We start from the raw sequence: 16598 nt of genomic DNA on the forward strand, positions 1-16598 counted from the left end.
ATGAAATGGAAATTATATATCTGGTTCCTAGCGCTGTTTGGCTTGTCTTTCCAAGGGTTTGCTCAAAATGCCCAAGACATAATCGATGGCTTAAAAAAGGATTTGAAAGCCAATCCGGAAACTAAAAAAGTAGCTTCTATTTATTCCGATTTGACTTGGTATTATTCGAAAGTTTCTATCGATTCGGCCTTGCATTACGGCGGAAAAGCCTTGTCGGAATCTAAGAAATTAAACGATTCTACTTTGATGGCTCAGGTATACAGCGATATTGGTGCGGTATATTTCATTAAAGGCGATTTTGTGAACTCAAAACTGAATTACCTTTCAGCTTATAAAATCAGAAAACTCAGAAAAGACAGTAGAGGTTTGGCTAAAATCAATAATAATTTGGCCAACATTTACGAAAAAACCAACCAATACAAAGCGGCTATGGCGTCGTTTATTGAAGCGTTGTCTTATTTTGAAAGCATTAAAGACGAGAAAAATATCGGCATTATCAAAGGCAACATCGGTTTAATCCATCTTAAACTCAAAAATTACCCTAAAGCGCTGCAATACATCCAAGAAGTAGTAGCCTATCAGGAGAAAAATAATTTTACCGAAGATTTATGCGTTTCTTGCCTCAACCTTGGCAATGTTTATCTCAATTTGAATGACACCATCAATGCTTTAAAGTTTTACGATAAAAGTGTCAAAGCTTGTACGGCTGTAGGCAATAAAAAAGGTATTTCCAGCGGATTCAATAATATCGCATCCATTAAGTCGGAGCAAAAAAAATCGAAAGACGCATTGGCGTTATACGAAAAATCAAAACAGGCTCGAGAAGAGCTGAATTCGGATTTGGATAAGAATAATTTCGATTTAAACTTGGCGACTAATTACTTGGCCAATAACAAGTTTAATGAGGCGAAAGCGGTGCTTTTACGCACTCGAAAGTTTTACGAACAAACGCAGCATAACGAAAAACTGCAAAAGAATTACAAATGCTTAATTAAGGTTTGTTCTCACTTGAACCAACCCGACAGTGTTGATTATTACATAGACAAATTAGCAGTACTTAACGAGCAGTTATTGGTAAGTAAATCGGAGAAGCAAACCGCCGAGTTGGAAACCAAATACCAAACGGAAAAGAAAGAAAGGCTGATACAGAAATCCAAAGCTGAAATCGCTACCCGTGAGTTGGAAATCAAAAGGAAAGAAACCCAATTTTTAATACTCGGACTCATCTCGTTAGCCTTATTGATTATCATTTATTTGGTTTACCGCCAGCAAAAACTTAAAAACAAACAGCAGGAGCAAGAGTATGAACTCAAATCGGCCATTGCCAAAATCGAAACCCAAAACAAATTACAAGAGCAGCGTTTGGCTATTTCAAGAGATTTGCATGACAATATAGGTTCGCAATTAACCTTTATTATTTCATCTATAGACAATATTAAATATGCCTTTGATATACAAAATGCCAAACTAGATAGTAAACTAAACGGTATCAGCAATTTTGCCAAATCCACCATTATTGAACTGCGCGATACGATTTGGGCGATGAAAAAAAGCGAGATTACCTTTGAAGATTTACAAGCGCGAATCCACAATTTTATGGAGAAAGCTCAGGAAGCTAAAGAGGATATTTGCTTTACGTTTTCAGTCAATCCACTGCTGAAAAGCAATACTTTTTCTTCTGTAGAAGGGATGAATTTGTACCGAACCATACAAGAAGCCATCAACAACAGCATCAAATATGCCCAGCCTAAAAACGTTACGGTGAACATTGAACCTGACGAAAACGGGATAGCAATTACAATTGCCGATGACGGTAAAGGTTTTGACCGAGAGATGGTCGTGATGGGCAACGGAATTCACAACATGCAAAAGCGCATTCAGGATATCGGAGGCGATTTTGATTTGGTTTCCAAACCTAATGAAGGTACTAAAATTACTATTAGGTTAACATAGTGATGTTGTAATGCCACTTGAGAAAATACGTCAAATGACGTATTTTTTTTTACCCTTTCTTTTTTCAACTTTGGAATGTCAAGTGGTATTGATTAATAAAAAACAATAGGTTGTTTTTATTGTTGTCCTTTTCATTCTGTGGATTTTCAAGCCAATCTACACGTTTGAAAAGGACTTTTTTAGAATGGATGAACCAACATTCAAAAAAAAGAGTCAAATTTGTTATACAATAGCAGCATATGTCCACCAAAATAGCCATAGTAGACGATAATGTTTTTTTGCAAAAAGCAGTAGCCGAGAAGTTGTCTTTTTTCGACGACTTGGTTTTGAAGTTTACCGCGGTGGATGGCAATGATCTACAAAAGAAGCTCGAGCAAAACAAGTGTATTGATTTGATTTTGATGGATATTGAAATGCCGGTTTGCAACGGAATTGAAGCCACTAAAATCATCAAATCGAAATACCCGCAAATCAAAATCATCATGTTGACGGTGTTTGACAACGATGAAAATATTTTCAACGCCATTAAAGCAGGAGCTGATGGCTATTTGTTAAAGGAAGTCAATCCCAAAGAATTACATCAAGGTATTATAGAAACGCTCAATGGCGGTGCGGCGATGAATCCTTCTATCGCATTAAAAACCCTGAAACTGCTGAGAAATCCTGTGAGTTTTGAAGAAAAATGTCAAGAAGAAATCAAGCTGACAACCAGAGAAGTGGAAGTGCTGGAACAACTTAGCAAAGGATTGAATTACAATATTATTGCTGATAATTTATTCTTGTCGCCTTCTACAGTGCGTAAGCATATCGAGAATATTTACAATAAACTACAAGTCCACAACAAACTCGAAGCGATTCAAAAAGCTAAGAGTAATAATCTGATATAAGGTAGAATACGGCATCTGTCGTATTTTTTTTACGTCAATCTCATTATAAGTTTGTTTCACTAAAACATATCATGATGAGATCAAAATTACTTATTATTTTCTTTTTACTTGCTATAGGTGTTAATGCCCAATGCTGGCAAAAAATATCGGCAGGAAATCATTTTACCGCTGCTATTAAATCAGACGGAACACTTTGGACTTGGGGCGATCATCAGTATGGTCAGCTAGGAATTGGTCCGGTAACGTCAGATGTTGGTGTTCCGGTACAAGTGGGAACCGATAATGATTGGTCTTTTGTTTTTGCCGGATGGTACTCTGTTTTTGCCATTAAAAATAACGGAACACTTTGGGCTTGGGGACAAAATACCTACGGGAAATTAGGAGATGGGACAACTTCTCAGCGCAACACTCCTGTCCAAATAGGAACCGATTCCGATTGGCAGTCAATTTCGTCTAATATTAATTGCACTATGGGAATCAAAACCAATGGTTCTCTCTGGGCTTGGGGCGGCAATATGTCGGGACAATTAGGTGATGGAACCTATGTCAATCGTCCCTCTCCTGTACGAATCGGAACCGCAAATGATTGGGTGTCGGTTTCTGTCGGAAGTTCGCACAGCATAGCTAGACGCGCGAATAACACGTTATGGACTTGGGGCGTCGGACTAAATGGACAATTGGGTTTGGGGACCACTATGTTTGTTAATACTCCTACGCAAGTTGGGACCGGAACAGATTGGGCTTTTGCCACAGCAGGTGAACAACATGGTGTTGCGATTAAAACCAATGGAACACTATGGACTTGGGGTTATAATGCACAAGGACAATTAGGTGACAATACAACCACCAATAAAACAGCCCCCATTCCAATAGGAACCGATACAGATTGGCTAAAAGTGCAAGCCAATAATCATAATTTGGCTATCAAAACCAATGGCTCTGTTTGGGGTTGGGGATTGAATACTTCTTATCAATTGGGTGACGGAACCATTACCAATAGAGTAGCGCCATTTCAGATTTCCGGTGTAACAGGTATTCAAAATGCTACAGCAGGTTTGAGTTTCTCATTTGTCCAAGACGGAACTACAAGTACTTGGGGATTTGGGAACAACTCTGATGGAATGTTGGGTGATGGCACATATATACAAAAAACAATTCCTTCGGCTTTATTCAATTGCACAGGATTGAATGTAACAGAAAATAATTTATCCTCTTTAAAGATTTTTCCCAATCCGAGTAGTGGTCTTTTTACAATCCAATCCGAAGGAGAATCAATTCAATCTGTTTGGGTTTATGATGTTTTAGGAAAGCAGTTGGTGGCGCAAAATATTTTCGGAAATCATGCCAATTTTGATTTAGCGGAGAAAAGTCCCGGAATTTATTTAATCAAAATTCAATTCGAAAATAAAGGGATTGAAACACGTAAGTTGGTTATTAGATAACATTGGTATAAACAAAATAAAAGCCCCGATACTTCGGGGCTTTATACTATAATTTACTTTCCAAACTCTGCCAACCACCACCGTTGATTACGTTAATGCCGGCCGATTTCAACATAGAAGCGGCTTGAGCACTTCGCATTCCGGAACGACAACAGACAATTACGGGTTTGTCTAACTTTTTAATGTCGTTTACTTTACCGCTAATGGTGTCGAGTGGAATATTCTTTGAACTTTTAATGTGTCCTTCGCGGAATTCTCCAATGGTTCTTACATCAATAATCACAGCGCCTTTCGTTACAAAATCTTTAATGCTTTCTGATTTGCCGCCTAAACCTAACATGTCTAATAGTCCCATAATTCAAATTTTTTCAGCAAAGATATTTTAGTCGGCTTTAGTTGGCAGTAACAAAGGTTACACTAGTGTTGTAAACTTACTTTTTCCAGAAACAATCCTAGTCCGCCTGAAATTAAATGAGCTATCTCGGGGCGACTTTGTTTCACTTTTTCCAAATGCACCAAAACATCATGTAATAAAGCAGTATTGTTCGTTTTGTCACATAATTCGGCAATTTCTACAGACAATAACCAGTCTTTAGGATGTTTGTCTTTGACCAATTCGAACGTTTTTTCTAGTGAAATGACTGCCGGTTTGCCTTCACGTATGTTTCGTACGTTGAGGTATAAACCTTCTAATTCTTCGCGCTCTGCTGATTTTTTGGCTTTGATAGTTTGCGAAGAAGGCACATGGTTAATCATGTCAAAACTGTTCACATCGGCCGGACCGGAAAAAACGGATATAACTTTTTTACCTACTGCCATATCGTATGTTCCCCATTCCGGTAAAAAGAGTACGGTTTCGTTGTGGGTTACTGTGCAGTTTTTAAAACTGATAATGATAATTTCTCCTTGCAGATTTCGGGAACCAGTAATGATTTCTCCGGTTACTTTGATATTGCCTTCAAATTCTAAGGTAACTTTTTCCGCTTCGTAAATGTCGTAAGCTCTTAAGTCACGCGGACTCATGTCTTCAATGGCTAAGTTAATGCCTTTTAGTTTTCCGATTGGCGAACCAAATCCTTCAGCGTGGTATGCGGTTCCGTGACCTACCAATTCTTTTTCGCGGTAAGACAAGGCCGTTTTACCCGTAGTTTGCACATAAACCGGCTTTCCTTCGTGTTCAATCACGTTAGTAAATACCCCGGAAATTTGAATCCCTGTGCTCAATTCAATAGTGCCCAAAGCCTTGGAATCAATCAGTTTTTTAACGCCTGATAAACCTCCGGTTCGCAAAGCCATAGTATTGGCAAATTCTTCCAAAACCAAGCTCAAATGCGCAAAATCGGGGGTTACATACAGTTGCGGTTGCGGTTTGGTTATGTCAAAACTTTGATCGGCAGCCGAGATATCATAAGGGATTTTTTTAACGTTATCTGTCATACACCAAGCGCTTTCACCTATAGAGGAAAGCAAGCCTGCGCCATAAATTTTCGGATTGTCTATTGTTCCGATTAAACCATATTCCACTGTCCACCAGTGTAGATTCCGGATTCTGGACATTTCCGAAAGTTCGCCCATATTATTTTGCAAAAAATCTACTTGATCTTCTGCTTTTTTAATTTCGGCTTCCGGAGTGTCTTCCGCTTCTTTTAAAATCGATAACAAACGAATCGCTTCATACAATTCGTAATCGCGCGAGGACGAAATCGCTTTACAGCCAATTTCCCCAAAACGTCGCAAATATTCGGCGTATTCCGGATTGGCAATAATAGGCGCGTGGCCTGCACCTTCGTGTATGATATCCGGAGCAGGTGTGTATTCAATATGTTCTAATTGTCGGATATCGGAAGCAATTACCAAAACGTTATACGCTTGGAATTCCATAAAAGCATTCGGCGGAATAAAACCATCTACAGCCACGGCAGCCCAACCAATTTCTTTTAAAATGCGGTTCATGCCGTACATGTTCGGAATAGAATCCACTTCCAGACCGGTTTTTTGCAATCCGTCCAAGTAAGATTCGTGTGCTACTTTTGAAAGATAATCCACATTTTTGCGCATCACATAACGCCACACGGCCTGATTTATAGGCGTATAATCGTTGTAATCTTGCGGTTTGATAAACTGTTTTAGATGCTTTGGTAGCCTGTCAATCAAAGGGTTGCTTTCAAAATGCGCTTCCATATAGAGTGTTTTGTTGTGTTCGTAAATTTACAAATCTTAGCCAAAACAACTGTGATAAAAATCATAAAAAAACAAACGTTCATCAAGAGTGCAACGGATGGAAGGAGCTTTTTGCTTCGCCAGTTCGCTCTTTAGGAGCTCGTTTCCGGCTGTCCACTATATCTTTTACAGCTGTCAGGTTTTTTAAACCTAACAGCTGTAAAAGGATGCCGTTTCCATCCGGGCTAGGGCATCAGCTAAAAAAACCGCAATATTTTTCTATTGCGGTTTTTTTACTCTTTACTTCTTCTGTGGTGGATATTGTTCCAGAATTTTGGACACAAATTCTTTAATCAGGGCTTCTTTTTTGTCACGGTCTTTGGTTAACACGCCTTCGCCTTCACCTTGCCAAATTAATTCTTTTTTCTTGGCGTCAATAATGTCGATGTACAATGAACCTTCAGTATGGCGGGTTACCATAGTATTGCCGCCCCATAAGAACGGATTCCAACCCCAACCCCAACCGTAACCCCAGCCGGCATTGAATTGGTTGACATTGACTTCTTCTCTTTCTTTGGTAAAGAAGGAAATCAACAAATCGGGATTGTCACTTTTGGTAAATCCTTTAGCACTCATAGTTTCATCTATGGTGTGTAAAATACGCTTTTTATCTAAATCAGATATCTCGGCTCTGTCTATGCCGTTCTTGTGGAAGGCATAAGTCTTGTAAGGTGTAAAATCGACTTGTTTGTCATAGTCAGAATACACTCTAACCGAACTACAAGAAGCAAATACTAACAGTAGTAGAAACGGTAAAATTTTAGTTGTTTTCATATGTCATTTTTTTTGATTGTTAGACTTCTTAGATCGTCAGATTTTGAATTAACTTACAAGGATTATTTAGTCTAAGTCAGTCTAATAATCTTAAAAATCTAACAATCCGTCATCAACTACATTAGGGATGGTAACTTTCAACAAAGGTTGCGTTTCCATAGCTCTTTTGATAGCGAAAACAGCACCTTCATTTCTGGCCCAACTTCTTCGTGAGATTCCGTTGTTAACATCCCAAAAAAGCATTGATTCTAAGCGTCTTGACGCTGCTTTTGAACCATCAAGAACCATACCAAATCCGCCGTTAATTACCTCGCCCCAACCGACACCTCCGCCGTTATGAATGGACACCCAAGTGGCGCCACGGAAACTGTCACCAATCACATTGTGAATAGCCATATCAGCAGTAAAACGAGAGCCGTCATAGATGTTTGAGGTTTCGCGGTAAGGCGAATCAGTGCCAGAAACATCGTGGTGGTCACGGCCTAATATCACATATCCGATTTCGCCACGGGCGATAGCTTGGTTGAAAGCTTCGGCAATTTTGATTCGTCCTTCGGCATCTGCGTACAAAATACGTGCTTGCGAACCTACAACCAATTTATTTTCTTGAGCACCTTTGATCCATTGGATGTTATCGGCCATTTGTTGTTGGATTTCTTCGGGTGCGGTTTTCATCATTTCCTCTAACACTTCACAGGCAATTTGATCGGTTTTGGCCAAATCTTTCGGATCTCCGGAGGCGCAAACCCAACGGAAAGGGCCAAATCCGTAGTCAAAACACATCGGGCCCATAATATCTTGTACGTAACTCGGGTATTTGAATTCTCTTCCCAAAGTAGGATGGTCGTTCATTACATCGGCGCCGGCACGAGAAGATTCCAATAAAAAAGCATTGCCGTAGTCAAAAAAGTAAGTGCCTTTTACCGTGTGTTTATTGATGGCAGCGGCATGACGGCGCAGGGTTTTTTGGACTTCTTCTTTGAACTTTTCCGGTTGGTTCGCCATTAGTTCATTTGATTCCTCAAAAGTGTAACCGATAGGGTAATAGCCACCAGCCCACGGATTGTGTAATGAGGTTTGATCTGAACCCAAATCGATGTGTAAATTCTCTTGGTCAAAGCGTTCCCAAACATCTACTATGTTTCCTAAATACGCAATAGAAACTACTTCCTGGGCAGCTAAGGCTTTTTTAACTCTTGGTACTAATTCATCTATGTTTTCAATGATTTCGTTAATCCAACCTTGAGAATGACGGATATGCGTAATTTTAGGATTTACTTCGGCACAAACCGTTACACAACCGGCAATGTTTCCGGCTTTAGGTTGGGCACCACTCATTCCGCCAAGACCTGAGGTTACGAATAAACCGCCTTTGGGAGATTTTTTGATTTTTCGGAAACCGTTCAGAACCGTTATAGTTGTTCCGTGAACGATGCCTTGTGGTCCAATGTACATATAACTGCCCGCTGTCATTTGTCCGTATTGGGAAACGCCTAAGGCATTCATTTTTTCCCAATCGTCTGGTTTGGAGTAATTTGGGATGACCATACCGTTAGTAACTACGACTCTCGGTGCATCCGGATGCGATGGAAACAATCCCATTGGGTGACCGGAATACATGACTAAAGTTTGTTCTTCTGTCATTTCCGCCAAGTATTTCATGGTGAGTAAGTATTGGGCCCAATTTTGGAAAACTGCACCGTTACCGCCATAAGTGATTAACTCGTGCGGATGTTGCGCTACGGCATAATCCAAATTATTTTGAATCATGAGCATGATGGCTTTGGCTTGTTCGCATTTTCCGGGATATTCAGATATAGGACGGGCATACATGCGGTAATCCGGACGAAAGCGGTACATGTAAATCCGGCCATAGGTTTCTAACTCAGCTTTAAACTCCGGAATTAGCGTAGCATGATGTTGCGGTTCGAAATAGCGTAATGCATTCCTTAAGGCTAATTTTTTTTCTTCTTCGGTTAGTATTTCTTTGCGTTTTGGCGCGTGATTGATTTGTGGTTCATAAGCTTTCGGCTGTGGTAAAACGGCCGGAATTCCTTGAAGTATTTGTTCTTGAAAAGTCATTTTGGTTGTAAGTTGTTTGTTATATGTTGTTTGTTGTTTTTGCCTGAAGCGTTAGGGATTGGAGTGGAAATCCTTTTTAAGGATTGGTCTTCGTAGAAGACAAATCCTCTTTAAAAAGATTGCAACGGAAAGCCCGACCCTTGTGGTAACGCCCAAATTATTTTTTTATTATTCCTGTTTTTTTATCAAATCCGTACGGACAATGACGGCAACCACTTTTGCAGCAATAGCCGCGTTTTAAGTGGTATTTTTCGGTGAAAACTTTATAACCTTCGGGCGTGAGGTAATAGTCCTCGCCTTCGATTAATTTATTTTCCTTATTTTGCTCGTTCATAGTCGCAAATTTAAAGAGTTTATAAGTAATGATACTCATCGTTTCGAAATATTTAGTGCCGAAAGGGTATAGAGGATTGACGGTTTTCCCGTTTGTGTTTTTGAAGCAGCGGGAGAGTGTTGCGGATGCGGTGTTGTTGAATCATGAGAAGATCCATTTGCGCCAGCAATTGGAGTTGTTGATTTTGCCTTTTTTTGTATGGTATGCTTTAGCGTTTTTATGGCATTTTTCGAAGGAACAAGATGCCAAAAGGGCGTATCGTGCCATTTCGTTTGAGCGAGAAGCATATGCTAACGAAAAAGACCTTCACTATGTAAAGCAAAGGTCTTTTTGGAAGTTTTTAAAGTATTTTGGTTAGTAAATTACTTTTCTGACGGTAGTCATACCATTGTCGAGTTTTATTTTTAGTAACAAAGTAGTGTTGTTTTTTCTAACGTTGGATAACGTTAGGAAATTGCTATTGGCATTTTCGTAACGGTCTATTTCTTGTCCGAGTACGTTGTAAACAATTACCGACTGCATGATTTGATGGCTTGAGCTCACGCTAAGTGATTCGTTGGTAATGACTTTGATTTCGTTGTTGTAATCTAAGTCGGTATTGCCCAATGTAGAAGTCAAATATACCACACGGAATCGGTCGTTATAATTTCCGGCATTAGCGGTGAATTGGTAAGGTGCCGATTTCAAATCGTGAGTAGTGTTGAACAAAAGGTCTTTTAAATAGATGTTTTGTTCGTTGAATAATCCGTCTATTCCGGCCAGTCCGATACTATAATTTCCGGTGGTTGGCACATTAACGCCTATCGGAACTTCATCGTTTATATCGAAAGGTAAAGCTCGGCCTTGGATGATGTATTTTTTATCGTTAATCAACGAGTAGATTCTTAAATCACCGGTGTTTTGGGTCAAGCAATCGAAGAAGCTGTCTTCGGCCATAGTGGCATCTTGGATGTAACCGAATAAAGTTCTGTCTGAGCGACTGGAGCTGTTTACGATATCTAGCCAAATTCTGTTTCTTTCCATACTGTCAACGTAACTTTCGGCGCTATTGGAATTGGCCAATCTGTAAAAGTTACTGTTGGTGTAACTTGTACTTCTCAGGTTGTTGTTAAAACTCACGTTATCTGACGCTGTCGGACCGTCCACCATTTGAACAAAGAAACCTTGTCCGGATCCAATAAACAAGTCGGCTCCTGCTGCCGGACAGCAACTGGTTCCCGTGAAGTTGTACGTTAAGTAATCTCCCGGGCTGTAATTGTAAACAAACGAACCATAAAACGGACTCGAGATGTTGCTAGGTAATGTACCATGCGTCCATAGTCTCACATTCCCCATGATTTTCGTGTTGTTGTCCAATAAAAATTGACTGGCGCGGATGGCAGAAGGATATGGGTTACCGAGTAAATTCCAGTTGTCACTGTAATTGTTGATTTCTGTACCGTTAAGTCCAACGTGGTAGGCTGTATTGGTGTCACTTCCTCTGGAAACACCTATTGATATAGGACCATTATTAGGAACTCCGGTAAAGCTTCCGTAAAAAGTTGTATTAGTGGTACTACTGAAACTGTTTGGAGCGCTGGCTATATATCCTTTGCCGGGAATCATGATGTCGCCCGAGGCAGGATTCCAATTGCCTTGACCGCCATTTGAGTTTGCTACTGTAGTATTCCATTTGAAAATAGTAGCAAAAGATAATGGAGATGCGATGTTATTTACAGTATAATTTGCCACCGGAGACGACCAATACACATAATCTTGCTTTCGAATACTCGCATTTCTCTTGTAAATGATATTTCCGGTATTGGTTGTATTGTTAATTTGGACTAAGCTGGCGTTGTTGTTGATTAAAAAAGTTCCGCCGCTTGCAACATTTACCCAATCAGTAACGGAGATAGCATTATTAGAATTGACGGTTAATGTGGCGCCGTTATACACCAATAATGAACCGGCATATCCTACATAGTTGGTTCCTGAAATAACCGGATTGTTAGCAGTTGCAGGAATTTTTACGCAATCAGCATTGTTTGGAATACCACTTGGAGTCCAATTGTTGCTTTTGTTCCAATCGTTGTCTACTGAACCATTCCAGATTTTTGAGTTTGACACCACTACAGTTGTTTGGTCTACTAATTTTACGATGCCACCGTTACACATATTGTAAGTTACTTCAGCGGTGTAAGTAGTGGTTGAAGCCGGGCATACGCTTATAGTGTCTGTGTTGCCAATTACCGTTCCTGATGTGCCTGCGCCTTCGAACCATTTGATAGACGTTATGGATGTGCCGGACGGAACAAATCTCCAAGCTTCATTCGTGGCAGTCCAATTGTTGCTCAAACCATTGCGGTTAGGGGCAACTACTGCTTGTGTACGTGTGCCATCTTGTAAGCCGATAATGGCATTTCCACTATTCCATGGAGAAACGTTGTTGTTGTCTATTTTTTTCTCTTTAACATAAACCTCGATGATGTTAGTGTCTTCATATAAAACCATCATGCCGGTGTATAAAATAGAATTGTCTGAGAACATAGGTACATTATACCAAGAAGCGACTAAAGCTCTACATCCGGTATTCAAAGTAACCAATTCCCATCCAACTTCACCACCTTCGCTTGGGTCAATGTCGTGGAATACCCCAAAAATAGCATTGCCAACCAACTGATCATCGGTGTTGTTTGGAAGATTGTCGTTAAAAGCATAGCCTGAGGCGGTGCCGGCATAACTAGTGTTAAAAGTTAAAACACCATTAGAACCAATTACACACTGATTGTAGTTAGTACCGTAAAAGCAGAAATTAAAAGGTAGGTTGACCACCGGAGACCAAACATCATCTACGTTAACACTAACCGGGTTAGCCAAACAGTTGAATTGGTATGGTGGATTATAGACGATATTTTCAACAGTATAGTTGGAGGTGGTTCCCAGTTGTAAATATTCTGCTTCTATGGTAGTACAGCTTGATGAACCGCAAGTAACCGGAGAAGGGTCAGCTCCATTCAAGTCTAATCCTCCGGCCAGAATATTAGGGCAAGAGATTGATGTATTACCTGAGCCGTTACCTGAAGTGCAATCGGTAGAAAGACAGATTGAAAAAGTGCCGAAAACATCGTTGCCACTTTCCCAAAAACGAATAAAAATTGTTGTTCCCGGGGTTAATCCGGTCAAGTTTAAATAAGGCATTAATCCATTAGTACTGCTGTCTGTATCACATTGCAAAAGAGTTAATGAACCACAGTTTCCGCTGTAAACAGCCATACTTCCGTCGGTAATAGTGTTTGAATTAGTATCAATTCTAATAATTCCATTGCTTGGTACCATTGCGCTGAACCAAACATCTCCACCAGCATAACTACCGCAAATTGGTGCAGTTACCGCTGTAGTGTTAGTAGCACCGGAGGTTGAAAATGTTTGAAAACTACAACTTGTGTTAACGTTTAAATCTATTGCGCCACAAGGATTATCATTAACCGGAGGGACAGGGCTTGAAACACATATTCCGAAACTACCGTTGTTATCATTTCCATACTCCCAAAGTCTAATGAAAATAGTGCTTCCCGGAGTTAAGCCTGATCTGAATATATAAGACATTAATCCGTTGGCACTGTCATCGTCGTCGCATTCAATCAAAGTTAAACTGCCACATGTGCCACTGTATATTGCCATTCCGCTGTCGGTCATAACCGAATCGTCAGTATCAATTTCAATAATGCCATTTGCAGGAACCACTACGCTAAACCAAACATCTCCTCCGGAATAACTCGCACAACCCGGAGCCGGTACGCCTGAACTGTCAGTCGCGCCGTTATTAGAATAATAAGTGTAATTGCATGAGGAAGATATGCTAAGCGGGATGGCGGTATTGCAATTGTCATTGGTAAGAGTTGTAGAAGCATTACCGGTGCTATACGGGCTATTACATCCGTTATTGGCCAGTATTCTGTAGTAGTAGGTTGTACTAGGATTCAATCCCGTAACATTCAAACTGGTTGTTGGAGCGGATAATGAAAAAGGAGAGCCCGGGATATTGCTGGTGTAACCGGTATCCGTTGTAATTTGAATACTATATGAAATTGGAGCAAATCCACCACCTGTTGGGGTAGTCCAATTTAGTGTAAAGCTACTGGTTGTTGTTCCGGTTATTGTTACCGGGTTTGGAGCTGCCGGGCAAGTAACAGCGTTGCCGCTTAATGGACCACTAGTGTTATACATTGGTCCGCCTGAACAATTGGTGTTGTTGTAGGCATAAATGTAGTAATAGTATCGGGTGTTACCATTTAGACCAGAGCCGGTAATAGATGTTGAATTACCGGTTTGGACGAATGTTAGTCCTGCTCCTAAAGTAGCAATATTGGCAGCTGAATAAACAACTCCATTCACAGGTTGAGACGGTGGAGTACTGGAGGTTGATCGGATAACCAAATAGCTGTCAGCAGTACCTGTAAAAGTGGCCGGAATATCGCTTGAAGTTATAGTGCCGATAACTAAGCCGGATGCTTGAGCGTTTGGTGTTGTACAAGGCGTCAGAGTGGTAATGCACAATGAAAAACTTCCTTGTCCTGAGCCGCTTCCATAACTGTATATTCTAACGTAGTAAGTATTGCCCGGAGTTAAGCCGGTTAATGTAGTAGTTTCAGGTGAAGAAATGGTAGCGTCGGTACATCCTAAGCTATTTAAACTACCGCAACTTCCACTAAAAACTTGTAAAACGATATCAGAAATTGTGTTAGGGGTTGCTGTTACTATATGAGAAGTTGAAGTGGCTACGAAACTATACCAAACGTCATCATCAGCAGTACCAACACAACCAGCTTGCGACTGAGTTGCGCCCACTGTACTGCCTGTTGTTGCTGATGAACAGGAGGTATTTGCATTAACGGTTAGTGGAATAGCACCATTACAATTATCATTAGCTATCGGTATTAAAATACTGCCGGTTACATAACTACTGTTGCATCCGTTGCTGGCTAATATTCGATAATAATAAGTGGAACCTACGGAGAGACCGGTGACATTGAAACTAGTTGTAGGGGCTGATATTGTAAACGGGGAGCCGGGAATATTACTTGTGTATCCTGCATCTGTAGTGATTTGGATGGTGTAGGATATGGCAGCCGACATACCTCCTGTTGGGTAAGCCCAGTTGAGTGTAAAGCTGTTGGTAGTAATACCTGAAGTGGTTACGGAATTGGGAACGGCAGGACAAGTTATACCATTTCCAACTAAAGGACCACTAGTATTGTATACGGGACCTCCGGAACAGCTTGTGTTGTTGTAAGCATAAATGAAATAATAATACTGAGTGTTGCCAGCAAGACCTGTTCCAGTGATAGTAGTTGAATTACTGCTTTGAACAAATGTCAAACCGCTTCCCAGAGTAGTAATATTGGCTGCAGAGTAAGTAGTGCCGTTAACCGGTTGACTTGGAGGGGTACTACTGGTTGAACGAATCACTAAATAGCCGTTGGCTGTGCCGCTGAATGTTGCTGGTAATGAACTTGAGGTTGATGTTCCTAAGGTGAAGGCGCTGGCCTGGCTTGTCGGAGCAACACAATTGGGTATAGAAATACAACTAACGCTGGCTAACCATCCTGCACGATTGGTTACGGTATCAGATCTGAAGCGTATTGTTATGGCACCTGAGACATCAGTTGATATAATAGTACCGGGACTATTGTTTCCGTAAAACGAATCGGCGGGGCAATTCACAGGGTCTGTTCCAGCCGGTAAAGTAGAAGGAATTATCGGAGAGGATGTATTTGGGCCGTTGTAAATGACCATTCCGTCATAATTGTTTTCAGTGTTGAATGCACTAAAAACCATTTGAATCTTGTTAGTTGCCACAGAAGGAGTGAAAGTTATGGTGTAATCGGTTGAACTATTGTAAGTGTCGTTTTGGCTTCCCGCATCCGTAAACGTATAAGTGGTTCCGCACGAAATGGTTTGTGTGCAATCGGCTACACTTGGGACAACTGTATTGTTTGAGCTCACGGTTGACGTCCATGAGATATCATCTATAACGCGGAGGTTAGTTCCGCTTGGTCGAGTGTCTATTATCCTAATATATACATTAGTTAAGCCTAAGGCCCCTATATTGATAGAATATTGTTGGTAGGTAGTTGTTGGTTGTGTAGTTGTTCCGCGTGTAGTCCAGGTTGTTCCGTCGGGAGAAGTTTGGATTGTAAACGAGTGGTTATTGTTGTTGTTGTTCCTAACATACCAAAACGAAAAAATTCCGGGATTACTAATTAGAGGTGTTCGGATAGCATCGTTAGAAGCATTGAAAGCTATACTAGACCCTCCGGTTCTAGGTAGATTGTTTCCGTGTGTTATTGAATTTTCTGCCCAAGTTCCTCCAGATGTTGGAGTGGATATTCCGTTGAAACTTTCATAAACTTGATAGTTTGAACATTGACTGTATGCAGAAACATTGCCTAACAAAAGAAACATTGCCATTAGTAAGACTAAGTGTGTCGTATCCTTGTTTTTTCTATTGTTAAATGTTGTTTTTTTTTGGGGTAATTTTTTTATCATATATTGTTTAGTATTTATAAAAAAAGTTAAAACAATGGAAATTCTCTTAAAATTCTTTAAAAAACATAATAAAAATAATGTAGTTTTTAGTTGAGAAAAAAGATTTACGGTTAAAAGTTAAAATTAACGTCGAAAAGCTAATTTATGTACGTAAAATTATTTTTTTTAGTTTCTAATAACCTTTATTATCGTTTAAATATGGCAAATAAAATATTTGATTTAGCGCAGGATATTATTTTTCGGAGTTGTTTTTTTAACAAGTATTTGATGTTATTCACGATTTTTTTGTGTCAAATAGCTTTGTTTTTGTAAATCATCCATAGGTTTTTTAATGCATAATTAATTTTCAATTCATTATTGGGTTCTGGAGTTTTACTT

10 protein-coding genes are annotated in these 16598 nt (G+C 40.1%); 4 read left to right on the forward strand and 6 right to left on the reverse strand.

Going from position 1 to position 16598, the window contains the following annotated elements; all coding sequences use genetic code 11:
- The 3 genes from SK086_RS05010 to SK086_RS05020 all read left to right on the forward strand — a co-directional run bounded on the left by SK086_RS05010 (nt 1) and on the right by SK086_RS05020 (nt 4282).
- Nucleotides 1-1953: a tetratricopeptide repeat-containing sensor histidine kinase gene (locus SK086_RS05010; RefSeq protein WP_324690220.1), complete on the forward strand. Its 1953-nt coding sequence runs from the start codon at nt 1-3 to the stop codon at nt 1951-1953.
- Between the two features lie 239 nt (nt 1954-2192).
- Nucleotides 2193-2840, forward strand: a complete 648-nt coding sequence (locus SK086_RS05015; protein ID WP_324690222.1) for a response regulator transcription factor — start codon at nt 2193-2195, stop codon at nt 2838-2840.
- 71 nt (nt 2841-2911) lie between these two features.
- Complete coding sequence (locus tag SK086_RS05020; RefSeq protein WP_324690224.1) at nt 2912-4282, forward strand: RCC1 domain-containing protein; 1371 nt, start codon at nt 2912-2914, stop codon at nt 4280-4282.
- 46 nt (nt 4283-4328) lie between these two features.
- Here SK086_RS05020 and SK086_RS05025 read toward each other — a convergent pair whose 3' ends face one another.
- From SK086_RS05025 to SK086_RS05045, 5 genes are all read right to left on the reverse strand, one after another.
- A complete protein-coding gene (locus SK086_RS05025) occupies nt 4329-4637 on the reverse strand; it encodes a rhodanese-like domain-containing protein (protein ID WP_324690226.1) in 309 nt (102 codons plus the stop codon).
- A 62-nt stretch (nt 4638-4699) separates the two neighbouring features.
- The gene (locus SK086_RS05030; RefSeq protein WP_324690227.1) at nt 4700-6463 is read right to left on the reverse strand and encodes an aromatic amino acid hydroxylase; all 1764 of its coding nucleotides are present in this window, start codon (nt 6461-6463) and stop codon (nt 4700-4702) included.
- A gap of 279 nt (nt 6464-6742) precedes the next feature.
- Entirely contained in the window at nt 6743-7276 is a 534-nt protein-coding gene (locus SK086_RS05035; protein WP_324690229.1) for a DUF4136 domain-containing protein, read from the reverse strand.
- A 90-nt stretch (nt 7277-7366) separates the two neighbouring features.
- Nucleotides 7367-9358, reverse strand: coding sequence for a urocanate hydratase (locus tag SK086_RS05040; RefSeq protein WP_324690232.1), 1992 nt, complete (start codon nt 9356-9358; stop codon nt 7367-7369).
- 157 nt (nt 9359-9515) lie between these two features.
- Complete coding sequence (locus tag SK086_RS05045; RefSeq protein ID WP_290876127.1) at nt 9516-9692, reverse strand: DUF5522 domain-containing protein; 177 nt, start codon at nt 9690-9692, stop codon at nt 9516-9518.
- A 31-nt stretch (nt 9693-9723) separates the two neighbouring features.
- Here SK086_RS05045 and SK086_RS05050 point away from each other — a divergent pair, with 31 nt between their 5' ends.
- A complete protein-coding gene (locus SK086_RS05050; protein WP_324690444.1) occupies nt 9724-10050 on the forward strand; it encodes a hypothetical protein in 327 nt (108 codons plus the stop codon).
- On the opposite strand, the gene SK086_RS05055 is transcribed toward SK086_RS05050, so the two are convergent.
- On the reverse strand, nt 10047-16142 hold the full coding sequence (locus SK086_RS05055; RefSeq protein WP_324690234.1) for a fibronectin type III domain-containing protein: 6096 nt from the start codon (nt 16140-16142) through the stop codon (nt 10047-10049). The two genes, SK086_RS05050 and SK086_RS05055, sit on opposite strands and share 4 nt — an antisense overlap.
- Between the last annotated feature and the right edge of the window lie 456 nt (nt 16143-16598).

It is taken from the genome of Flavobacterium cheonhonense (genome assembly GCF_035671315.1).
In the GTDB taxonomy this organism is placed as follows: domain Bacteria; phylum Bacteroidota; class Bacteroidia; order Flavobacteriales; family Flavobacteriaceae; genus Flavobacterium; species Flavobacterium cheonhonense.